We start from the raw sequence: 21,034 nt of genomic DNA on the forward strand, positions 1-21,034 counted from the left end.
GCATGAGTGTTTTGGAAATGAAGGGCATCACCAAGTCGTTCGGTTCAGTCAAGGTCCTGGAATCGGTGGACCTCAGGCTGGAGTCCGGCGAAGTGCTCGCGCTGCTGGGGGAGAATGGGGCCGGAAAGTCCACGTTGATGAAGATTCTGACCGGCGTCTACAGCGCCGACGCGGGGGAAATTCGGCTGGATGGGCAACCGGTGTCCATTCACCAGATTCAGGACAGTCGCGCGCTCGGCATTGAGATCATGCACCAAGAACTGAGTCTGTTCCAGAATCTTTCTATCGCCGAAAACTTTCTCATTGGACACGAAGCCGCGTATCGGACAGGGCCGGGGCTGATTGATTACCGCAAATTGCACCGCGATGTGGCGAAGGCGCTGTTGCGAGTGGGCCTGCAACGCCCAACCTCCACGCCCGTCAGCGCACTGGGGGTCGGCGAGCAGCAATTGGTGGAGATTGCGCGAGCCATCCAATCCAAAGTTCGGTTCCTCATCATGGATGAACCGACCGCGGCTCTGACCGAGGTGGAGACCGCTCGCCTGTTTGATTTGATTCGCCAGCTCCGTGCGGACGGCGTCGGCATTATCTATATCTCGCACCGCATGGAGGAACTCTATCAAATCGCCGACAAAGTGGAGATTTTGCGGGACGGCAAATTTATCGGTACCCGGTCTATGGCGGGAGCGGATGAGCGCGAATTGATCCGAATGATGGTGGGGCGCGACGTGGATGAACGATATCCTCGTAGGGACCCGGTTCCTGGTGAAATGTTGCTTGAGTTGAAAGGGCTTACAACACATCGCGTGCGAAATATTCACTTGAACGTACGAGCGGGGGAAGTGGTTGGCCTCGGCGGATTGATGGGCTCTGGACGCACCGAGGTGGCACGCGCCATTGCCGGAGTCGACAGGATTCGCGGTGGCGAAATGCGGTTTCGGGGGCAGCCGCGCATGTTCAGGTCACCTGGTGAAGCCAGTGCGGCAGGGGTTGCCTTCGTTACGGAGGACCGAAAAAGGGAAGGGTTAATTCTCAGTTTCAGCGTTCGAGAAAACCTGGCCCTGCCCACGCTCGACCAAAGGAAACGCGGTGGGTTGGTTCATCGCGCGCGCGAGCGGGCATTTGCCAATGACATGGTGCACCGGCTCCGGATCAAAGTTGCGAATGCAGAGCAGGCCGTTGGCAGCCTCAGCGGCGGCAACCAGCAGAAAGTTGTGCTCGGCAAGTGGCTGGCACACAATCCGGACCTGCTGATCCTCGATGAACCCACACGCGGCGTGGATGTTGGCGCCAAGCAGGAAATTTATCAATTGATCAATGAGATGAAAGCCGAGGGGAAGGGGATTCTCATGATTTCCTCCGATTTGCCGGAACTTCTCGGGATGTGTGACAGGGTGTACGTGATGTACCAGGGGACCACCCAGGGTGAAGTAAAAGGCGAATCCCTGAACGAAGAGGACTTTATGACGCTGGCCACGGGAGGCGAACTGTAATGGCAAATGTTCTTCGGCGCTATCACCTGGGGCCGCTGATTGGATTCCTATTGTTGTTCATCATTTTGTCCATCGTTTCTCCGCAGTTTCTGACCTTCGGCAATCTGCGCAATGTGGCTCTGCAGATGTCGGTGAACACGCTGCTTGCGGTGGGGATGACGTTCGTCATTCTCACGTCCGGCATCGACCTGTCCGTGGGTTCGACCTTGGCTCTCAGCAGCGCGATTGCCGCGGGGCTGATGGTGGGACACACGCCCATCTGGCTGGCCGTCGTCATCGCGCTGGTGGTGGGGCTGCTTGCCGGGCTGCTCAACGGAATCTTCATCGCGTATGCCCGACTTGCACCGTTCATCGTCACGTTGGGCACGATGACGCTGTTCCGCGGGATGACCGAGATCTACACGCAAGGGACGCCGATTTTCAATATCCCGACCGGATTCTCGTGGCTCGGCACCGCGCAATTGGCAGGCATCCCGGTCCCGGTGATTCTGACGGTGCTGATTCTCGTGGCCGCCTGGATCATCCTCCATCGATCCATCCCCGGACGGCGGATTTATGCCGTCGGCGGCAATGAACAGGTCGCGTATCTGGCGGGGGTGCGCGTGAAGAAGTACCTGTTGCTGGTGTACATGGTGAGTGGTGTACTGGCGGCCGTGGCTGGGCTGGTGTTGACGTCCCGCCTGGGATCCGCGGAACCCACTGCGGGGACCGGTTACGAGCTGGATGCCATCACGGCTGTCGTGTTGGGTGGAACGAGTCTGTTCGGCGGAGAGGGCACGTTGGTGGGCACCCTCATCGGCGCCGCCATTCTCGGTGTGATTGACAACGGACTCAATATTCTCAACGTCAACTCGTTCTGGCAGGACGCGGTGCGCGGGGCCATCATTCTGCTGGCCATCCTGTTGGACCGCAAGAAAGTGACGCGCTGACGACAGCGCACGGGCAATTCGCGGATGGGCGCTTTCCACGCGCCGCGTCTGCTTCCATAAAATCTGCTAAATATTGAAGGGAGTCATGTGAGATGAACAAGATGAAGGCGGCAGTGACGGCTGTGTTGGCGGTGGGCGTTCTGGCGGGATGCGGAACGACCGGATCGAATGGCAACGCGGCGGGGAACTCCACTGGCAGCACGGGCAGCGGCAAGACGATTGGATTTGCGGTGTCGACCCTGAACAATCCGTTCTTCGTGGCCATGCAGGAAGGGGTCAAGGAGGAGGCACAGTCCAAGGGTGTCAAAGTCGTGATCATGAATGGGAACAACGATCCGTCCACCCAGTTGAACCAGGTGCAGGACCTGATTCAGCAGAAGGTGAGTGCCATCCTGCTGAACCCGACCGACAGTGAGGGTCTGGCGCAGGCGGTGAAAATGGCCAATGCGGCAAACATCCCGGTGATCACACTGGATCGGAGCGTCAGCAGTGGGCAGGTTTCCACGTTCATCGCTTCAGACAGTGTTGAGGCAGGCAAGATGGCGGCGGACGAACTCATCAAAGCGCTGGGTGGTAAAGGCAAAGTGGTGGAACTGCAGGGCGTCATCGGTGCGTCGTCGGAACGGGATCGGGAGAAAGGGTTTGATGATGAAATCAAGACCGCACCCGGTATTCAGGTCGTGGCTCGGCAATCCGCCGACTTTGACCGGAGCAAAGCGCTCAACGTGATGCAAAACCTCTTGCAGGCTCATCCGGATATCCAGGGTGTATTCGCGCAGAATGACGAGATGGCACTGGGCGCGCTGAAAGCGATTCAACAGGCGAACAAATCAGGCATCAAGATTGTCGGCATTGACGGCGAGGCGGAGGCCATCAATGACGTGAACCAAGGCCTGATGTATGCTGACATTGCTCAGCAGCCGAAAGAGGAAGGCGTGCTCGGGGTGGACAAGGCGCTGTCCATCATCGATGGCCAGAGTGTGCCGGCCACAGTTCCGTCGCCCTTGCAGCTGGTGGAGAAAGGGTCCTCGTTCAAAGGCTTCTGATCATCCCGGTGGATAGGGTTATAGAGAGATGAGGAGGACGTTGGGATGGCATGTGCACTGGTGGTTGGAAGTATCAACATGGATGTGGTGAACCGGGTATTTGCCCATCCGCAACCGGGGGAGACAGTGGCGGGGCTGGAACTGGCCTACCATCCGGGCGGAAAGGGAGCCAACCAAGCAGTTGCCGCGGTCCGGTCCGGTAGCACCGTGCGGATGTTGGCCGCTTTGGGCGATGACGCATTCTCAGAAACGCTGCGGCAGCATCTGGATGCCGAAGGCGTGGATATCTCGTGGGTCCGTACCTATCCCGGACCGGCCGGGATGGCGTTCATCACCGTGGACCGCCACGGCGAAAATCGTATCATTGTGGCAGGCGGAGCCAACGCGAAGTTGCAGGAGGCGGATGTGGAGACCGCTGTCGCTGGCGGCGTGCTCACAGGCGTGGATACGCTGTTGGTGCAAAACGAAGTGCCGGCGGCAGTCACGCGCAGCATGATGCGCGCCGCCAAGCAGGCTGGGGTGCGTGTGGTCTTCAATCCCGCCCCGGTGGCCGGTGTGACGCACGAGTGGATGCGGGACGTGGATGTGCTCGTGGTCAACGAGACGGAGGCGGCGGCGTTGACGGGCATGGCGCTGCCGGACATCGGCCGTGGCGCGGTAGCCTTCGTAGACATCGTGGACGCGCTGCTTGACAGTGGTGCGGCGGCAGCTATTGTGACGCTGGGCGCTGCCGGACTGGTGTACGGCACGCGGGCTGCGGATGCACTCGCCGTCACACACCAGCCGTTGCCGGCGGGACAGGTGCTTGTGCGTGACGCCGCACTGACGCTGTTGCACCAGCCAGCGTTCCCCATGTCGGTGGTGGATACCACAGCAGCCGGCGACACGTTCGTCGGTGCCTTTGCGGCGGCCTACGGATCATCAGGACATCTACCGGAAGCGCTGCAATACGCGGCGGCTGCCGCGGCCCTGGCGGTGACCAGGCCAGGGGCACAATCGTCTGTCCCAAACCGGGCCGAGGTGCTGGCCTTCTTGACCACGGCGGGCCAGCGAGCAGCTTGCCAAGGCGGGAATTGACGCGGGCAGGACGCTGAGGACATCTCCACCCCTGGACCGTGTAAGTCCAGGGGTGGAGATGCCTTTGCTGTGGACCTGGTTTGCGGGTTAGGTGTTGCTGGTCACATCGGTGTCCAGACTGGGGATGGCAGAATCCTGGGCACTGTTGTCGGTGGTCAAGGGACTGCTGGAGACATCGGTGGTGGCACTGTTTGCAGCGGATGACATCAGCCCATTGAGAAAGGTGGATTCGCTGACGCCGAGCGCATTGGCGGCTGCGACCAGGGGATTCAGGTCTTCGAGAACGGTGGTCAGGCCATCGTCTTCTGAGTTGCTGTCGTCCGTATCGTCAGCATCCAACACACTGAGCAAGTCGTTCGCAGTGCTGCCGCTACTGTCGGTCAGCCCAGATACAGCTGTGGTCATGCCCGTCAGTTGGTTCAGGAAATCCTGGGTGGACAGGCCGAGTCCGTCGGATAACGCGGACAAGGAAGTGCTCAGATCCGAGTCTGTTGTGGTTGGGTCTGTGGCCAGCAGGTTGGCCATATCGTTCGATAGGAGATCTGTGGCAGAAGTGGCACTGGCCGTACCGGCATCCGTGCTGGCGTCGGTCGAGCTGGTGTTGCTCGTGGCGTTGGTCGTGTTGGACAAGTATCGCTGCACCAGTCCAGTGAGCAGCGACGTATTCGTGCCGAGGTTGATCATGGTCATTCACCCCACACCCATCAGATTTTTTCTCAGTCGGGACTGGGGCTACCAGGCAGGCAACCCCATATAGAGTCAATGATAGCCGCTCTGCTGTCCGCAAACCTGAAAGAACGCTGAAAGTTGCAACGACGGCCTGCACCACAGTTTGGCCTGCTGCTGGTGGGGGTAAGGGTTGGCAATGTCTGCGCAGGTTGTCAGGGACATGTATACTGAACATGTACGACAAAGTATGCCAATAAGGTGGGATTGCCGTGGAGTACGTCAAGTTGGGCAAGACGGGTCTGGAAGTGTCCCGCATCTGTCTGGGCTGCATGAGCTACGGATTGGCGGAGCGAGGAGGCCATCCGTGGGTGTTAAACGAACAGGAAAGCCGTCCGTTCATCAAGCGTGCGCTGGAGCTCGGCATCAACTTCTTTGACACTGCGAACGTATACTCCGGCGGCAGCAGTGAGGAGATTCTCGGCCGGGCGCTCAAAGACCTGGTGAAGCGCGACGAGGTGGTCATTGCGACCAAGGTCCACGGTAGAATGCGTCCCGGCCCGAATGGCGCAGGGCTGTCCCGCAAAGCCATCCTCAGTGAGATTGACAACAGTCTCCGGCGACTCGGGACGGATTACGTAGATCTCTACCAAATTCATCGCTGGGACTACGAGACGCCGATAGAGGAGACGATGGAAGCGCTGCATGACGTGGTGAAGGCGGGGAAGGCGCGGTATATCGGAGCGTCTTCGATGTACGCCTGGCAATTTTTAAAGGCGCTGCACGTGGCGGAAACGCACGGGTGGACCCGCTTTGTGTCTATGCAAAATTATTTGAATCTACTGTACCGCGAGGAGGAGCGGGAGATGTTGCCGCTCTGCGAGTCGGAGGGCATTGGCGTGATTCCGTGGAGTCCGCTGGCCAGGGGACGACTGACCCGGGACTGGGACGAGACCACGGCCCGCTCGGAGACGGACAAATTCGGACAGACGCTGTACAGTGCCATGGCCGAAGCGGATAAACGGGTTGTGAACGTGGTGGCGGAGGTGGCCAAGGAGCGCGGAGTTTCCCGGGCGCAGGTCGCGCTCGCGTGGGTGCTGCAAAAGAAACCCGTCACGGCTCCCATCATCGGGGCCACCAAAATACATCATCTGGAGGATGCGGTGGCAGCGCTGTCCGTGGAACTGACTCCGGAAGAAGTGGCCCGCTTGGAAGCGCCGTACGTGCCCCATCCGGTCCTGGGTTTCCAGTGACATCTTGCCGGGACCTCCTGCGCACTCGGTGCGGCGGGAGGTCCTTGTCATGGTGTCAGCGCCCTTGTCGGATGGCGTCCGCCAGGTTGGCGACGTTCGGGGTGCCAATGCCCACGGCGGGATCGTATCCGTTCACCGCTTTGTAAAACCAGTTGGTGTCGCCGTCGTTGATGTCGTTGAACGGCGCGTTTTTCCCGTAGCCTCCGATGCGCATCAAGCGGTACAACGTCGGGTTGAGGAATCCGATACGCCCGCCCGTGTACTGGTTCAGGAGCGCTGTGATCCCGTTCAACTGCGGGGCCACGAAGCTGGTTCCGCCGTATCCGGCAATCCACCCGCCATCCGTGGAGGAGTAGAGCAGGTAACCCGTTTCCGGATCTGCGTTCATCGACAAATCCGCCACGTTCCGGCCAGGGTAGTTTGCGGGTAAGTCGTACAGGTCCACCGGCGTGGTGCCGGTGTCGTCCACAAAGCTCTGACCCGGTTCCGAATTCTTGACGCCAGGCACACCCCATTGATACCAGGGGCGCTGCCAGAGAACGCTGACCCCGCCGCCGTCGCCGACGGAGAAGACCCCCGTGTATCCGAGATTCTGCAGATAATCCCAGGCCCAGGGACGTTCCTCGGAAATGGTCACCGTGCCGAGACGGAACGTGCGCGTGAAAGGCACGGTGGTGCCGCCGGCGGCGGTGATGTACGGATCGGACGCGGGGGCGTCGACGGTCAGCGGCGTGGAGTAGGCGGGGGCCGGGGCTTGCCGGTTGGTGTCGTACGCGCCGGAGTCGCCGGACGCCGCAAACGTTGAGATGCCCTGCGCGGCCGCCTCCATAAAGACTTGGTCGAGGGCCTGCAGTTCATTGGCGTAATCGACACCGTTGTTTAGGGCGGACACGTAGAAGATTTCCGGCAGGCCCCAACTGACGGACAGGGTGTCCACCCGGTTGTCGGAAATGGCTTTGTAGAATATGTCGAGGAATCCGGCGTCCGTGTTCGGCGCGTCGTAGACCACGATGTTGGCGTCCGGAGCCAGCCCGCCCGACTGTTCGACATCGAGCGTGGTTTCTGCGGATCCCGCGTCGCTGCCAAGGTCGCCCCCGCCGTCCACGTGCACCTGTTGAATCCGAGCCGGCTTGGTTTTGAGGCCTATGGTGTTCCAGTAGGTATATGCGTCATCCGGATTGAAGTTTGCCAGCGTGGCAATCCCGATGGTCTGACCTCTTCCGGTGATTCCTTTCGCATAGAGCGGGGTTACGTCGTAACGATTGGCGACGTCCCCGACCGTGTAGCTGCCCGGTTCGTTGGTGGCGGTGCCGTTCTTCGGCAGCACCACGGTGGCTCCGGGTTCTCCGTCGAGCTGTGGCGCGACCATACTCAAGGGATGAGCCGCCATCTGTGTGCTGAGCCCGGCGATGGCCAGCACGCTGTCCGCCAGCGGAGAGGGCACCTTCGGCGGTTTTTTCGGCGCGTGGAATCTCCGTCCACTCTCGGAATAATCGTGGATGGATGTGCTGAACATGTTGTTGAACTGGGCAACCGTGCCCGTGACCTTCAGCAACAGGTTGTCCGCGTACACTTCGTTGACCACCAGGCCATAGGCCTGCAGGTAGTTGATGATTTGGTGAATCTGCGCGTTCGAGGGCGCGTACTGATTGATAAATTGACCGACCGAGAGAAATTGCCGATAGCGGGGGTTGCCAGGTGTGACGGTGGCCTGGATGAAATCCTGGAGACCGGATGGGTTGTGCATCTTGAGAATGATGGACGCGGTGACGGTCTGCGTTGCATCCGATGGACCAAGGTCCTTGGCATCGGCCGGGGCTGTGGGCTGTTCGCTCTGAATATCGCTTGTCGCGGAGGCCTGTGCCGTCGGTGTGGCGATGGCCAGCATGCCAGCGGTCAATGGCGCCGTGAACAATGCAATCTTCCATGGCTTCACGTGAAGTTCCCCCTATCTGACTGCGATGTCGGGGGAACTGCTTCTTCGATCCAATGTCTGATTCCTTTGTGAATAAGAAGGATGTTTTGTCTGAAAGGGAGAAGTTTTGTCGAAGCCGAACTCCTTGTGGATGTTGCGGTTTTGACTTGAAAATCTGCTATGATGTCAATGGATAGCGAGACGGAGGAGGATCACAGTGGAGAAGACGCTGATTTTTGGACACAAAAATCCGGACACGGATTCCATTTGCTCCGCCATTGCCTATGCGGATCTGAAGACGAAGCTCGGTCAGACGGTGGAAGCGGTTCGACTGGGAGAAGTCAATCCGGAGACGCAGTTTGTGCTCAACACGTTCCATTTTGACGCGCCACGGCTGGTGGAGACGGTTGCGAACGAGGCGAAACAGGTGATTTTGGTGGACCACAACGAGCGGCAGCAGAGTGCAACCGATGTGGACCAGGTCCAGGTGGTGGAGGTCATTGATCACCATCGCATCGCCAACTTTGAAACCAGCAATCCGTTGTACTACCGGGCTGAGCCGGTGGGATGCACGGCGACCATTCTCAAAAAGTTGTACAAGGAAAATAACGTTGAGATTGACAAAGGCATTGCCGGCCTGATGCTGTCGGCCATCATCTCGGACACGCTGTTGCTGAAGTCGCCCACGTGCACGCCGGAAGATGCAAAAGCCGCGCGGGAACTGGCGGCACTGGCCGGTGTCAACCTGGACGAATACGGGCTGCAGATGCTCAAAGCCGGCGCCGACCTCAGTGATAAGACCGTGGAACAGCTGATTTCGCTCGACGCAAAAGAGTTTCAGATGGGCTCGTACAAAGTGGAAATCGCGCAGGTCAATGCGGTGGATACCGATGATGTGCTGTCTCGTCAATCCGAGGTCGAGGCGCTCATTCAGCGCGTCATTGATGAAAAGAACCTGGATTTGTTCGTGTTTGTAGTCACCGATATTCTGAACAATGACTCGGTGGCTATTGCCCTCGGACGTGCGGCGCGGGCGGTTGAGCAGGCGTACCACGTGACCTTGGAGAACAACCGGGCGTTGTTGAAGGGCGTTGTCTCCCGCAAGAAACAGGTGGTGCCGGTGTTGACGGAGACGCTGGCCGCTTTCACGCTGTCCTGACGCCGTACCTCATCGGCGCGCGCCTTCGTACCGGCGCTTCGACAGAGTGCCGCGACGGCATGCCGCCATTCGCCAAAGCCATTGAGTTTATGAAGTGTTCCTTCGTAGACCTCAATGGCTTTTCGCGTAATGGCAACGTTCGGACGCCGTCGTCAAACGGGTGGGTGCCGTGCGGCGTGACGAACGCGAGGGGGATAAGTCATCGAATCAGAGAGGACAGAAACCATGGACAAACATGCGTATCGTGCTATCGACTGGATTGAAGGGCTTCAACTGCTGCCGCATCCGGAGGGAGGATACTATCGGCAAACCTACGTCTCGCCGGAGGAGATCACCGACGCAGAGCTCACCGTCTCGTATCAGGGATCCAGACATCTTTCAACGAGCATCTACTTTCTGCTGACGAAGGATAGCGTCTCCCACTTCCATCGCCTGAAGTCTGACGAACTGTGGTATTTTCACGCCGGTGCTCCGCTCACCGTGTATGTCATCCACCCCGACGGACGGTTGGAAGCGTTGAAGTTGGGACTGGACCTGGCGCGAGGACAGCGACCGCAGGTGCTGGTTCCCAAAGGCTGCATTTTCGGGTCCGCCCTCGATGACGATACCTCCGATTACGCGCTGGTGGGGTGCATGGTATCTCCCGGATTTGATTTTCAGGACTTCGAACTGTTTGGCCGCGACGAATTATTGTCCAGATTCCCACAGCACGAGGACGTCATTGTGAAGCTGACCCCTCCACCGTTCTCAACACCCTGATCTGTCCGGCCTTTTGACATTGATGTCGCATTGCAGAAGGAGGAATCATGATGACGCTCGATCCGGTCATTCAACAGATTCTTGACCGTCTCCACGCGCTGCCCGGCCCACCTCTGTCGGAGGTCACGCCCCAGGCGTTTCGCCGCCGACAGATTGCGATGCCGATGAAGCCCATTCCCGTCCGGGAAGTGCAGAACCTCACCGTGGAACTGCCGGTGAGAACACTCCCCGTGCGCGTTTACATTCCAAACTCCCTGGGGCCGGCACCGCATCCGGCACTCGTGTTCTTTCACGGCGGCGGCTGGGTGACGGGCAGCATCGCGACACATGACCCTGTGTGCCGCGTGGTTGCCGAAGTGGCTCGCTGCTTGGTGTTTTCCGTCGAGTACCGGCTGGCGCCCGAGCACAAATTTCCAGCCGCCGTGCAGGATGCGTACGATGTGTCGCGGTGGGTGGCGGAACATGCGGAAAGGTTTGGGGTGGACGCGGATCGGATTGCGGTGGGGGGAGACAGCGCCGGCGGCAATCTGGCTGCGGTGACGGCCATTCTCGCCAAGGAGAGAGGGGAGTCGCACATTGCGTATCAGTGGTTGATCTATCCGTCCACCGGGTATCATCCGGATTCGCCGCCGCCCTCCTTGAAGGAGAACGGCGAGGGGTATCTGCTCACCGAGGAGATGATGATCTGGTTCCGGCGGCACTACCTGAACAGCCTGGACGAGCTCACCAATCCGTACGTGTCGCCGATTCTCTATCCGGACCTGCGGGGACTGCCTCCGGCGTACATCGCCACAGCCCAGTTCGATCCGCTCCGCGACGTGGGACGCGCCTACGCCGAGGCGCTGCGAGCGGCGGAGGTGTCCGTTGCTTACGACAACTTCGAGGGACTGATTCACGGTTTTGCCCACTTCCACGGCGTCTCGCCCGGTGCCACCGCTGCGTTGGAGAAGTGTGCACAGGTGCTCGGTGACGCGCTCTGTGCGCGCTGAACGGCGCGCATCCATCCACCATCGTGCGAAGAGCAGGGGATTCTGCGGGACGCGGCGAAAACATCCGTAAAATTCGGTCATTTGTGGGGTGGATCCCATGGAATACGATGTCATCGTCGTGGGTGCTGGGCTCGCGGGATTGGTGGCGACAGCTGAACTGGCGGCTGCGAACAAACGCGTGGTGCTGGTGGATCAAGAACCGGAGGGATCCTTCGGCGGCCAGGCCTGGTGGTCTTTCGGCGGATTGTTCCTCGTGGATTCACCGGAGCAGCGCAGGCTCGGCATTCGCGATTCGCGCGACCTAGCTTGGCAGGACTGGGTGGGGACCGCCGGATTCGACCGCGAAGATGACGAGGACAGGTGGGCGCGGAGGTGGGCCGAGGCGTACGTGGACTTCGCTGCCGGGGAGAAGCGGGCCTGGCTGCATAGCCTCGGTGTGCGTTTTTTCCCGATTGTGGGATGGGCGGAGCGCGGAGGCTACCTGGCGGAGGGCCACGGCAACTCCGTTCCGCGCTTTCACATCGTGTGGGGAACCGGGCCGGGGATTGTCCGTCCCTTCGAGACCGCGGTGCGCCAAGCGATGGCGGACGGCATGGTGGACTACCGCCCGCGCCATCGGGTGGATGACCTCATCATGCAGGGGGGCGCGGTGATTGGTGTGCGGGGTTCAGTGCTCGTACCCAGCACCGTAGAGCGGGGCCAGGAGAGTTCCCGAGACGTGGTGGGGGAGTTTGAATTTCGCGCATCCGCCGTGGTGGTGGCGAGCGGCGGCCTGGGTGGAAACCCCGCGTTGATTCGGAAGAACTGGCCGGAACGCTTGGGACAACCGCCCGCCACCATGCTGTGCGGCGTGCCGGCGCACGTGGACGGGCGCATGCTGGGCATTGCCGAGCGGGCGGGGGGACGTGTGGTCAATCGGGATCGCATGTGGCATTACACGGAAGGCATTCGCAACTGGAACCCGATTTGGCCCAACCACGGCATTCGCATACTGCCCGGTCCTTCCTCGCTTTGGCTGGACGCCAACGGACAGCGGCTGCCAGCCCCGAATTTTCCGGGATTTGACACGCTCGGTACGCTGAAGAACATTCTGGACACGGGCTTCGACTACTCCTGGTTCATCCTGACCGAGAAGGTGATTGCGAAAGAATTCGCGCTGTCCGGTTCCGAACAGAATCCGGATCTGACCAACAGGAGCGTACGCCTGCTGCTGAAGCGCATTGGGGCGGGCGCTCCCGGACCGGTCAAAGCCTTCATGGAGCACGGCGAAGACTTTGTGATAGCGCCTACACTGCGGGAGTTGGTCGACGGCATGAACCGGATGGTCGGCGTCGACCGCATTCAGTTGGCGGACGTGGAGCGGCAGATCCGGGCACGGGACAGAGAAGTGGACAATCCGTTCACGAAAGATCTGCAAATCACGGCGTTGCGGGGCGCGAGGCGGTACCGAGGAGACAGGCTGATTCGCGTGGCCGCGCCGCACAAGTTCCTGGATGTGAGAAACGGCCCCCTGATTGCGGTCCGTCTCAGGATTCTCAGTCGCAAAACGCTCGGGGGGCTGCAGACCGACCTGTTCGGTCGAGTGTTGGATGCGACCGGCGAGCCCGTCCCTGGCCTGTATGCGGTGGGAGAGGCCGCGGGATTCGGCGGTGGTGGCATGCACGGGTACCGGTCGCTGGAGGGCACGTTCCTCGGCGGTTGCCTGTTCACCGGTCGCCAGGTCGGTCTCGCGCTGGCAGGCGTGTGAGGATTCGGATGCTCACAGTTGCGTATTTTTTTGCTCGCTTGCAGAACGAATTGGATGGTGTATGAACGTGGACAACGTGGTTCGGCTGGGGGTGCTCGGCGCGGACGATTCGGTAGCGGTCATTAAAAACGTGGCCAGATCATTTTCGGAATTGGAACTGATTCCGTTGGTCTACTGGGAGGAAGCGGACATTCCAGAGGTTGTGAAGTCGCACCTCGGCACGGTGGATGCGTGGCTGTGCAGCGGCCAGGTGCCGTACGCCATTCTCATGGAATATCTGGATACTCAGACGCCGGCGTTCTACACGCGGCATTCTGGAGAAGGACTGTATCGCGTCGTGCTGCACTGGGTGCACGAGCATGGTCTGCGCATTTCCGACATCAGTTTTGACACACTGTCTACGGACGTGCTCCGAGCCTGGCTGGACGAGGTTGGCATTGATACTCCATTTTATTTGAAACACTACGATGGCAGCATCTCCTCGGATGAACTCGTGCAATTTCACCGTGCGTTGTGGGTTCAGGGGAAAACCAAACTCGCGGTCACCTGTTTGCAATCCGCGGCCGTCAAGCTGAACGCCCTCGGCGTTCGAGCGGTGCACGTCACGCCGACGCCGAGTGAGGTCAAACAGGTGTTGGAGACGGTCATCCGCACCCACGAGCTGCTGGCGAGCCGCGATACACCGATTGCGGTGCAGAGAATACGGCGAACCGCAGCGGTGCAGGAGGGCGTGTTCGGCACGGCGATGACTCGCTACGCGCGGTCGTTGTCCGGGGCGGCGCAGCAGATGAACGCCTGGCAGTGGCAGGTGTTTGCCCACCGGGCGGCGGTCTCCGAATGCACCTACGACTTCACCGCAGTACCGCCATGGACCGAATGGACCGGCCTACCGATAGCGGCGGTGAACGGAGGCATAGGCGTTGGCAAGTCCATCCGCGAAGCGGAGGAGCGCGCGCAACTGGCGCTGGAGCAGGCGCTGCTGTGTGGTCCAGGTCAGTGGGGAGCCGCTGTCCAAGGCAACCGCGTGCTGTGTCCGCTGGGTGGAGAACGGACGGTTCCCTATACCTACGGTCGCGAGGCACTTCAGAATTTGGGCCGACAGCTGCCGCTCAGCGCCCTGACCCTGACGCGGTTGGTCAGCGTGCTTCATCACCGCAGATCCACGCGCATCACGGCGCACGAACTGGCTTACTACCTGCACATAGAACCCCGGAGCGCCCGTCGGATTTTATTAACACTGGAAGCGCATGGCATGGCTCACGTGGTGGGGGAGGACACGACCCACGTGCGCGGTCGTCCGCGCAAAATCTATGACATCTGCCTACCCCACCCCTGATAAACTAGTCAAAGAATTCTCAATGATGGTATGATTGTACCAGTCCGAAAATCAACCGTAATTCGTGACTTCGTTCGTCATCGAACGACGCGGAATCTGCGCTTGGGGGGAGCAGGATGTCGGTAGAAGTGAGTCCATTGGAGCAGTTGGTGAACAGCGTGCAGGATGACGTCGTTCGTTGGCGCCGCCATCTCCATGAGCACCCAGAACTATCCTTTGAAGAAGAACGCACATCCCAGTTCGTGTACGATACCCTCTCGTCGTTTGGAGGGCTGGCGCTGTCGCGGCCAACGAAAACCAGTGTGGTGGCACGGCTGCACGGAGCGCATCCCGGACCGGTTCTGGCCCTCCGGGCAGACATGGATGCATTGCCCATCCAGGAGGAGAACGATTTTGCGTTCGCCTCGAAACATCCGGGCAAGATGCACGCCTGCGGGCATGACGGCCATACGGCCATGTTGCTCGGAACCGCCAAAATTCTGTCCGGACTGGCGGACGCCCTGCACGGAGAGGTGCGCTTCATTTTTCAACACGCCGAAGAACTATTCCCCGGCGGCGCTCAGCAGCTGGTGGACACAGGCGTCATGGAGGGCGTCGATGCGGTGGTGGGCATCCACCTGTGGTCCCCCCTCGAAGTCGGAAAGATTGCCATTCGTTCCGGACCGTTCATGGCCGCGCCGGATACGTTTTACATCACGATTCACGGTCGCGGCGGGCACGCCGCGCAACCGCAGGCCACGGTCGATCCGATTGTCATCGCGGCCCAGGTGGTGACCAACCTTCAGCACATTGTCTCACGAAATATCGATCCTCTCGATCCCGTTGTGCTCTCCGTCACGCAGTTCCACGCCGGCACGGCCCATAACATCATCCCGGAGACGGTGGAATTGAACGGCACCGTTCGCTCCTTCAAGCCCGAGCTTCGCACGGAGGTGCCGCGGCGCATGGAGCAGATCATCAGGGGCATCACCGAAGCGCACGGCGCGACATACACGTTCCGCTACGAACAGGGGTACCGGCCGGTGGTCAATGACGACGCCCTGACCGAGAAAGTGAAGCGCGCGTTGGTGGATGTGTTCGGTGAAACGGCCGTGGTGGAGGGAGACCCGCACATGGGGGGCGAGGATTTCTCCGCGTACCAGTCCGTCGTCCCCGGGACGTTCTTCAACGTCGGTGCCGGCAATGTGGAAAAAGGCATTGTTTACCCCCACCATCACCCCAAGTTCACCATTGACGAGGACGCTTTGCCCATCGGGGTGAAGTCGTTCGTGGCCTTTGTGCTGAAAGCCCTCGGCGAATAAACCATCATCTGTCGGTCCCGGGCAGGATGGCTGCCTGGGACCGGCGATACGAAAGGAGTCGATCCGGATGTCGATTCGTTGGTTGACGATGGTTCCGTTGCTCGGCATCTTCGTCGGGGTGATCTTCGCCAACCGCGTCACGCCGATTGTCCTCGGCATGCCGTTTTTGTTTTTCTACATCGTGCTGTGGGTGGTGCTCACCTCGGTTTGTCTGGCGATTGTTTACAAGTTGGATCCCGCGAATCGGGAGGGAGAGTGACATCCATGCACGCGTCTTCCATCGTCATTATTTTCGCAACCATCGCGATTGCCTTGATCCTCGGTATTTTAGCGCAACGGCACAAGCAGATGAACTTGGAGCAGTGGTCCGTGGGTGGTCGGGGATTTGGCATTCTGCTCGTGTTTCTCCTGATGGCGGGGGAAATCTATACCACGTTCACCTTTCTCGGCGGCAGCGGATGGGCCTACGGCACCGGTGGACCAACGGCCTATATCCTGGCCTACGGCGCGGTGGCGTACCTGTTATCCTACTTTTTTCTCCCGCCCATCTGGCGCTACGCAAAGCAACACAACCTGATTTCCCAATCGGACTTTTTCAATGAAATGTTTCACAGCAAGTGGTTGGGGATCCTCGTGGCGGTGGTCGGCGTGGTGGCCATCGTTCCGTATTTGCAGTCGCAGATGACCGGCCTCGGGTTGATTGTGGAAACGGCGTCGTACGGCGCCATCCATCAGGCTGTCGCCATCGCCATCGCGATGGTGGTGCTGGCGCTGTACGTGACCATCAGCGGCATTCATGGCACCGCCTGGACTGCGGTGTTGAAAGATATCCTCATCCTGATTGTCGTGGTCGTAGTGGGCCTTGCGCTGCCCGCGCACGTCGGGGGTCTGCACGCCATGTTTACGCAAATCAACGAGGAGAAACCAGGCTTCCTGACCTTGGGCAACAAGGGTATGGGGATCCCATGGTTCATCTCCACCGTGGCATTGACCGGGTTGGGCTTCTACATGTGGCCGCATGCATTCGCCGCCATCTATTCGGCCAAGCACGAGCGGGTGTTTCGGCGCAACGCCATTTTCCTGCCACTCTACCAGCTGGTGCTGCTGTTCGTGTTTTTCGCCGGATTCGCAGCGATTTTGATTGTGCCGGGATTGAAAAATTCCAATTTGGCGCTGCTCGCCGCTGTGCAGAAAGTGTTTCCAGACTGGATGGCCGGCGTCATCGGCGGAGCCGGCGTGCTCACGGCGATTGTGCCGGGCAGCCTGATGCTGATGTGCGCGGGCACGCTGATTGCGGAAAACATCTATCGTCCGTTGGCCGGTGCGGTGTCCGACGCGGTGGTGCAGCGGGTGGCGCGAATCTTCGTGTGGATTGTGGCGGCGGTCACGTTCCTGTTCTCGATTCACAGCAATGCCACCATCGCTGCGCTGCTGCTGATGGGCTACAACTTCGTTTCGCAGTTCTTCCCGACGGTGGTGCTGGCGCTGTTTGCGCGGCGGGCGGTGAGCAAGGCAGGCGCCTTTGTCGGGATTTTGGTGGGTGTCCTGCTGGTGGTGTACTTCACCTTGAGTAACCAATCCTTGCTCTTTGGACTCAATACAGGCTTCATCGCGCTATTTGTCAACTTCGTTGTGGTGTTGGTCGTCTCGGCGCTGGCGCGGGAGGCGTCCGCCACGGTGGACACCAGCTTGTCCCGATTGTGATCCGCTTCGTCGAGCGTGCGGTTTGATTCTCAGGGGGGCGCCGCAGCGGCACCCCCCCTGTCCGCGGTTACGAGGCTGGGTTGCAGTGTGAACAATAGCCATAGATTTCAAAGCGGTGATCCAAGACTTTGAACCGGCTGTCTATCTTGGTCCGCAGTTGATCCATGGGACACTCGTCCAGCGCAAACGTCTCGCCACAGCCAACACAGACCAGGTGATGATGGTGGGATTCGTGGCATTTCAACCGATATTTCGCCGAACGAAAAATCCGCATCTGTGGTACTTGCCGAATACCATGCCGCGCGTGGCACAGCTCATTGCCAACGCACTGGCGAAGCAGGCCCCTGCCCACGCCAGTTACTTTCAACAGCAGCTGAAGACGTTTGACCAATCGCTGCAAACCTGGGACCAGGCGCTGGCGCGGGTGAAACAGACCCTTGCCCACACGCCCGTGGCCGTGACGGAGCCGGTTGCGGACTACCTGCTCCAGGCTGCGGGAATGGACATCAAGACCCCGTGGTCGTTTGAAGCCGCCGTGATGAACGACGTGGATCCCTCACCGCAGGATGTTGCCAAGCAGGAAAATCTCTTCAAACAGCATGCTGTGAAAGTCTTCGTCTATCATCAGCAGGCCATGGATGACGTGACCATCGCACTGTCGACACCCATTACACAGTTCACGCCAACACCGCCATGCTGGTTTTGTTCGGATCTTTGTTTGCGGTGGACGGGGCTGTGGTCAAGGGTGTGGTTCTGGCCAGTGGTGTGGCCATCCTGATGCTCATGGTCCTGTACCGCCCGCTGCTCTTTGCCACGGTTCAGCCCGAGACTGCACAGGCGCGGGGCGTGGCTGTCCGCTGGGTGGACCTCCTGTTCTTGTTGGTGCTGGCGGTAGCGGTGGAAGCGGGGGCTCTGGCGATTGGCGCGCTGCTCAGCTTTAGCCTGATGATGGGCCCGGCTTCGACGGCCGTGCACCTCACCCATCATCCCGGCCGTGCGCTCGCCGGAGCGGTCCTGATGGCCTGGTTCACCGTCTGGCTGGCGCTGGTACTGGCCTATGACACCGGATTACCTGTGGGCTTTTTTGTCGCAGTCATCTCGGCTTTGATTTACGGTGGCGCGCGTTGCTTCGCTGCCTTGCGTGACGCGGTTTTGGAGCGGCGATGGCGCAGCGCGTAGGCGGGGAGAACCTGTCTGCGGCCATCACTCGCTCTGCGCCGTCCGCACAGGGAAAGGCGTATACTGAAAGGGATGGACTCGCCTGGCGCGACAGCAGAGGGGCGCCAGCATCTGAAGCGGGGGGAATCAGCAGGGCATGGTAAATCAGGAGCGACTGTGGCAGCGGTTGATGACGTTGGCTGAGATTGGACGGCAACCGGACGGGGGCATTACCCGGCTCTCGTTTTCGCCAGAGGAACGGGCGGCCAAGGACACCGTGCGCAGGTGGATGGAGGAAGCCGGGTTGTCCGTGCGCGAAGATGCAGTGGGCAACCTGATTGGCCGGCGATCCGGACAACAGAACGACGGCCCCGTGGTCCTGACCGGGTCTCATCTCGATTCGGTATACAATGGCGGCAACTTTGACGGGCCGCTCGGCGTGTTGGCAGCACTGGAGGCGGTGCAGTGCATGCAGGAAACCGGCGTGGAGACCGCCCTGCCGGTGGAGGTGGTGGCGTTCACCGACGAAGAGGGCGCCCGCTTTCGCTTTGGCATGATTGGCAGCCGTGGGTTGGCGGGCACACTCACAGCGGATCATCTGGAGGCGGTGGACGCAAACGGCGTGCGCATTCGCGATGCGATGACAGCAGTCGGGCTGAATCCAGACGACATCGGCCAGGCGGCGCGGTCGAGCGGCAGTGTCGCGGCGTACGTGGAGGTGCACATTGAGCAGGGCACGGTTTTGGAACGGGCCAACCTGCCGGTGGGCGTGGTGTCTGGCATCGCCGGCCCGCTCTGGCTGAAATTCAGCCTGCGCGGTCAGGCGGGACACGCCGGAACCACGGCGATGGACGCTCGCCGCGATGCGCTGGTGGGGGCGGCGGCCATCATCCAGGAGATTGAGGCGGCCTGTCGACAAGAGGTGCACACCGTGGGGACGGTGGGTCAGCTGACGGTGGAGCCGGGCGGGGTCAATATCATCCCAGGCCAGGTGGAATTCACGCTCGATCTGCGCGATGTGGACGCTGCCGTGCGCACCCGCGTGGAGCAGCGCATTCGCACGGTGGCGGCCCGGATTTGTGCGGATCGGCAACTGGATCTCTCCATTGCGGTGCTTCAGGATATTGCGCCCGTTCGCTGTGACGAGCGCATTCAGGCAGCCATTCGCACGGCCTGTGCGCAGGTGGGCCTGTCGCCGCTGACCGTGGTCAGCGGGGCTGGGCACGACGGTATGCAGTTGCAGCACCTCTGTCCCATTGGCATGATTTTCGTGCGATCCAAAGACGGAGTGAGTCACCATCCGGCCGAGTGGAGTTCGCCGGAGGACTGTGCCGCCGGAGCTGAGGTGTTGTACCACACGCTGCTCCAACTGTCCCAAGGATGAAGGCGTCGGCGGTTGGGCGTCTTGTCCGCCCGGGGTGTGCGGCCTTCGGGTCGCACGCCTTTGCCCTAGACGTGGGCGCTAAAACAGCGCTGACGGGATGATACAAACCCATGGGGCTGGGGGCCTGAGTGAAACCGCCAGCCATGGGGCGGACCGGATGGGTGTGCGCTGTGACAGGCAGTGCACCAGTGAGACGAGCTCTTGTCTAATATACAAGTATACATTAAAATGAGAGCAATCAGTTTCGTGCGGCAGCATGGAGATGCCATATCCTGTCCGATGCGTTTCGGAGGTGGGTCAGGTGAATCTAGACGTGGTCTTGAACGAAGGAAAAAAGACGCTTTCGGAACAGGCGTATGAAGCCATTCGCGAAGCGATTTTGACACTGCGCTTGAAACCCGGGCAGGATATCTACGAATCCGAACTCGCCAACATGTTGGACATGAGTCGCACGCCCATTCGCGAAGCCGTGCGCTTGTTGGCCATGGAAGATTTAATTGAAATTCTGCCGCAGCGCGGCATGAAGGTCACGCTCATCTCCGAGAGCAAAGTGGAAGAAACACGGTTCGTGCGCGAGATGCTGGAGATTGGGGCTTTGCGCAAAGTGATGGAACAGTGGGCTGCGGACAAAGCGGAGTATCAGGGACTGCAACGGGAACTGCACTGGAACCTGGAAGCGCAGCGACAGGCACAAGCCAAAGAAGACTTCGTGGCTTTTCTGCGCCTGGATGAGGCGTTCCATCGGCAATTGCTGCAGGCGACCGGGAACATGACCCTGATTTCGATGGTCACGAAGATGCGCTTCCACCTGAACCGCGTGCGTACGCTGACGTTGAATGAGCTCAAGAATACGGAGGAACTGATTCGAGAGCACGGCCAGTTGCTCACCGCCATACAAGACGGAGACACTGCGGCGGCCATACACATCCTCACACGGCATCTGCGGCGGCTCAGTGTGGACATTGATGCGGTCAAACGGCAATATCCTTCGTATTTTGCAGTGAAGAAGTCGTAATCCCTGGTGTATAGTTGTATACAAGTATTCATGTGTGCTGTCTGGTACGGTTTGAAGGAGGTGAGGCACGGGGCTGACATGTTATCGAATGGATGGTCGAACA

General features: G+C 60.0%; 20 protein-coding genes. 17 read left to right on the forward strand and 3 right to left on the reverse strand.

Annotated features, from left to right (window positions below):
- The first annotated feature begins 2 nt into the window (after window positions 1-2).
- From G463_RS0110075 to G463_RS0110090, 4 genes are all read left to right on the forward strand, one after another.
- On the forward strand, window positions 3-1,493 hold the full coding sequence (locus G463_RS0110075; protein WP_026975063.1) for a sugar ABC transporter ATP-binding protein: 1,491 nt from the start codon (window positions 3-5) through the stop codon (window positions 1,491-1,493).
- Window positions 1,493-2,422, forward strand: coding sequence for an ABC transporter permease (locus G463_RS0110080; protein WP_026975064.1), 930 nt, complete (start codon window positions 1,493-1,495; stop codon window positions 2,420-2,422). Before G463_RS0110075 ends, G463_RS0110080 begins: the two co-directional genes overlap by 1 nt.
- Window positions 2,423-2,514: 92 nt before the next feature.
- On the forward strand, window positions 2,515-3,468 hold the full coding sequence (locus G463_RS0110085) for a D-ribose ABC transporter substrate-binding protein (RefSeq protein WP_026975065.1): 954 nt from the start codon (window positions 2,515-2,517) through the stop codon (window positions 3,466-3,468).
- A gap of 45 nt (window positions 3,469-3,513) precedes the next feature.
- A complete protein-coding gene (locus G463_RS0110090; RefSeq protein WP_026975066.1) occupies window positions 3,514-4,545 on the forward strand; it encodes a ribokinase in 1,032 nt (343 codons plus the stop codon).
- Window positions 4,546-4,632: 87 nt separating this feature from the next.
- Here the strand turns inward: G463_RS0110090 and G463_RS0110095 are convergent, their stop codons facing one another.
- Window positions 4,633-5,235: a hypothetical protein gene (locus G463_RS0110095; RefSeq protein WP_026975067.1), complete on the reverse strand. Its 603-nt coding sequence runs from the start codon at window positions 5,233-5,235 to the stop codon at window positions 4,633-4,635.
- Between the two features lie 248 nt (window positions 5,236-5,483).
- On the opposite strand from G463_RS0110095, the gene G463_RS0110100 reads away from it, so the two are divergent.
- Window positions 5,484-6,464 (forward strand): aldo/keto reductase, encoded by a 981-nt coding sequence (locus G463_RS0110100; RefSeq protein WP_026975068.1) that lies wholly within the window; start codon window positions 5,484-5,486, stop codon window positions 6,462-6,464.
- A gap of 55 nt (window positions 6,465-6,519) precedes the next feature.
- On the opposite strand, the gene G463_RS19855 is transcribed toward G463_RS0110100, so the two are convergent.
- Window positions 6,520-8,400 (reverse strand): S53 family peptidase, encoded by a 1,881-nt coding sequence (locus tag G463_RS19855; RefSeq protein ID WP_245575814.1) that lies wholly within the window; start codon window positions 8,398-8,400, stop codon window positions 6,520-6,522.
- A gap of 196 nt (window positions 8,401-8,596) precedes the next feature.
- Between G463_RS19855 and G463_RS0110110 the strand changes: the two genes are divergently transcribed.
- From G463_RS0110110 to G463_RS0110145, 8 genes are all read left to right on the forward strand, one after another.
- Window positions 8,597-9,538 carry a manganese-dependent inorganic pyrophosphatase gene (locus tag G463_RS0110110; protein WP_026975069.1) on the forward strand — a complete coding sequence of 314 codons (942 nt, stop codon included), beginning with the start codon at window positions 8,597-8,599 and terminating at the stop codon, window positions 9,536-9,538.
- A gap of 225 nt (window positions 9,539-9,763) precedes the next feature.
- Entirely contained in the window at window positions 9,764-10,297 is a 534-nt protein-coding gene (locus G463_RS0110115) for a cupin domain-containing protein (protein ID WP_026975070.1), read from the forward strand.
- A 50-nt stretch (window positions 10,298-10,347) separates the two neighbouring features.
- Entirely contained in the window at window positions 10,348-11,286 is a 939-nt protein-coding gene (locus G463_RS0110120; protein ID WP_026975071.1) for an alpha/beta hydrolase, read from the forward strand.
- A gap of 97 nt (window positions 11,287-11,383) precedes the next feature.
- Window positions 11,384-13,033 carry an FAD-binding dehydrogenase gene (locus tag G463_RS0110125; RefSeq protein WP_026975072.1) on the forward strand — a complete coding sequence of 550 codons (1,650 nt, stop codon included), beginning with the start codon at window positions 11,384-11,386 and terminating at the stop codon, window positions 13,031-13,033.
- Between the two features lie 67 nt (window positions 13,034-13,100).
- Window positions 13,101-14,369 carry an ArsR family transcriptional regulator gene (locus G463_RS0110130; protein WP_156900165.1) on the forward strand — a complete coding sequence of 423 codons (1,269 nt, stop codon included), beginning with the start codon at window positions 13,101-13,103 and terminating at the stop codon, window positions 14,367-14,369.
- 116 nt (window positions 14,370-14,485) lie between these two features.
- Entirely contained in the window at window positions 14,486-15,670 is a 1,185-nt protein-coding gene (locus G463_RS0110135) for a M20 family metallopeptidase (protein WP_026975074.1), read from the forward strand.
- Between the two features lie 67 nt (window positions 15,671-15,737).
- Window positions 15,738-15,929, forward strand: coding sequence for a DUF3311 domain-containing protein (locus G463_RS0110140; protein ID WP_026975075.1), 192 nt, complete (start codon window positions 15,738-15,740; stop codon window positions 15,927-15,929).
- A 5-nt stretch (window positions 15,930-15,934) separates the two neighbouring features.
- Window positions 15,935-17,374 (forward strand): sodium:solute symporter family protein, encoded by a 1,440-nt coding sequence (locus tag G463_RS0110145; protein ID WP_026975076.1) that lies wholly within the window; start codon window positions 15,935-15,937, stop codon window positions 17,372-17,374.
- Window positions 17,375-17,441: 67 nt separating this feature from the next.
- Here the strand turns inward: G463_RS0110145 and G463_RS22310 are convergent, their stop codons facing one another.
- On the reverse strand, window positions 17,442-17,648 hold the full coding sequence (locus G463_RS22310) for a transcriptional repressor (protein WP_084171518.1): 207 nt from the start codon (window positions 17,646-17,648) through the stop codon (window positions 17,442-17,444).
- Between G463_RS22310 and G463_RS19860 the strand changes: the two genes are divergently transcribed.
- The 4 genes from G463_RS19860 (at window position 17,595) to G463_RS0110165 (ending at window position 20,931) form a co-directional block, all read left to right on the forward strand.
- Window positions 17,595-18,152 carry a metal ABC transporter solute-binding protein, Zn/Mn family gene (locus G463_RS19860; protein WP_245575829.1) on the forward strand — a complete coding sequence of 186 codons (558 nt, stop codon included), beginning with the start codon at window positions 17,595-17,597 and terminating at the stop codon, window positions 18,150-18,152. The two genes, G463_RS22310 and G463_RS19860, sit on opposite strands and share 54 nt — an antisense overlap.
- Window positions 18,122-18,553 (forward strand): metal ABC transporter permease, encoded by a 432-nt coding sequence (locus G463_RS19865; RefSeq protein WP_245575831.1) that lies wholly within the window; start codon window positions 18,122-18,124, stop codon window positions 18,551-18,553. Before G463_RS19860 ends, G463_RS19865 begins: the two co-directional genes overlap by 31 nt.
- Window positions 18,554-18,689: 136 nt before the next feature.
- Entirely contained in the window at window positions 18,690-19,916 is a 1,227-nt protein-coding gene (locus tag G463_RS0110160) for a Zn-dependent hydrolase (RefSeq protein ID WP_026975077.1), read from the forward strand.
- Window positions 19,917-20,217: 301 nt separating this feature from the next.
- The gene (locus G463_RS0110165) at window positions 20,218-20,931 is read left to right on the forward strand and encodes a GntR family transcriptional regulator (protein ID WP_026975078.1); all 714 of its coding nucleotides are present in this window, start codon (window positions 20,218-20,220) and stop codon (window positions 20,929-20,931) included.
- Window positions 20,932-21,034: the final 103 nt, after the last annotated feature.

Origin of the sequence: Alicyclobacillus contaminans DSM 17975 (assembly GCF_000429525.1) — a bacterium.
GTDB lineage: Bacteria > Bacillota > Bacilli > Alicyclobacillales > Alicyclobacillaceae > Alicyclobacillus_A > Alicyclobacillus_A contaminans.

Excerpts from the sequence above, each read along its gene's own strand:
- G463_RS22310 (WP_084171518.1), bottom strand. The coding sequence starts at position 17,648 with ATGCGGATTTTTCGTTCGGCGAAATATCGGTTGAAATGCCACGAATCC.
- G463_RS0110160 (WP_026975077.1), top strand. The coding sequence starts at position 18,690 with ATGGTAAATCAGGAGCGACTGTGGCAGCGGTTGATGACGTTGGCTGAG.
- G463_RS0110080 (WP_026975064.1), top strand. The coding sequence starts at position 1,493 with ATGGCAAATGTTCTTCGGCGCTATCACCTGGGGCCGCTGATTGGATTC.
- G463_RS0110115 (WP_026975070.1), top strand. The coding sequence starts at position 9,764 with ATGGACAAACATGCGTATCGTGCTATCGACTGGATTGAAGGGCTTCAA.
- G463_RS0110085 (WP_026975065.1), top strand. The coding sequence starts at position 2,515 with ATGAACAAGATGAAGGCGGCAGTGACGGCTGTGTTGGCGGTGGGCGTT.
- G463_RS19860 (WP_245575829.1), top strand. The coding sequence starts at position 17,595 with ATGGTGGGATTCGTGGCATTTCAACCGATATTTCGCCGAACGAAAAAT.
- G463_RS0110140 (WP_026975075.1), top strand. The coding sequence starts at position 15,738 with ATGTCGATTCGTTGGTTGACGATGGTTCCGTTGCTCGGCATCTTCGTC.
- G463_RS0110135 (WP_026975074.1), top strand. The coding sequence starts at position 14,486 with ATGTCGGTAGAAGTGAGTCCATTGGAGCAGTTGGTGAACAGCGTGCAG.
- G463_RS0110145 (WP_026975076.1), top strand. The coding sequence starts at position 15,935 with ATGCACGCGTCTTCCATCGTCATTATTTTCGCAACCATCGCGATTGCC.
- G463_RS0110125 (WP_026975072.1), top strand. The coding sequence starts at position 11,384 with ATGGAATACGATGTCATCGTCGTGGGTGCTGGGCTCGCGGGATTGGTG.
- G463_RS0110120 (WP_026975071.1), top strand. The coding sequence starts at position 10,348 with ATGACGCTCGATCCGGTCATTCAACAGATTCTTGACCGTCTCCACGCG.
- G463_RS0110075 (WP_026975063.1), top strand. The coding sequence starts at position 3 with ATGAGTGTTTTGGAAATGAAGGGCATCACCAAGTCGTTCGGTTCAGTC.
- G463_RS0110095 (WP_026975067.1), bottom strand. The coding sequence starts at position 5,235 with ATGACCATGATCAACCTCGGCACGAATACGTCGCTGCTCACTGGACTG.
- G463_RS0110090 (WP_026975066.1), top strand. The coding sequence starts at position 3,514 with ATGGCATGTGCACTGGTGGTTGGAAGTATCAACATGGATGTGGTGAAC.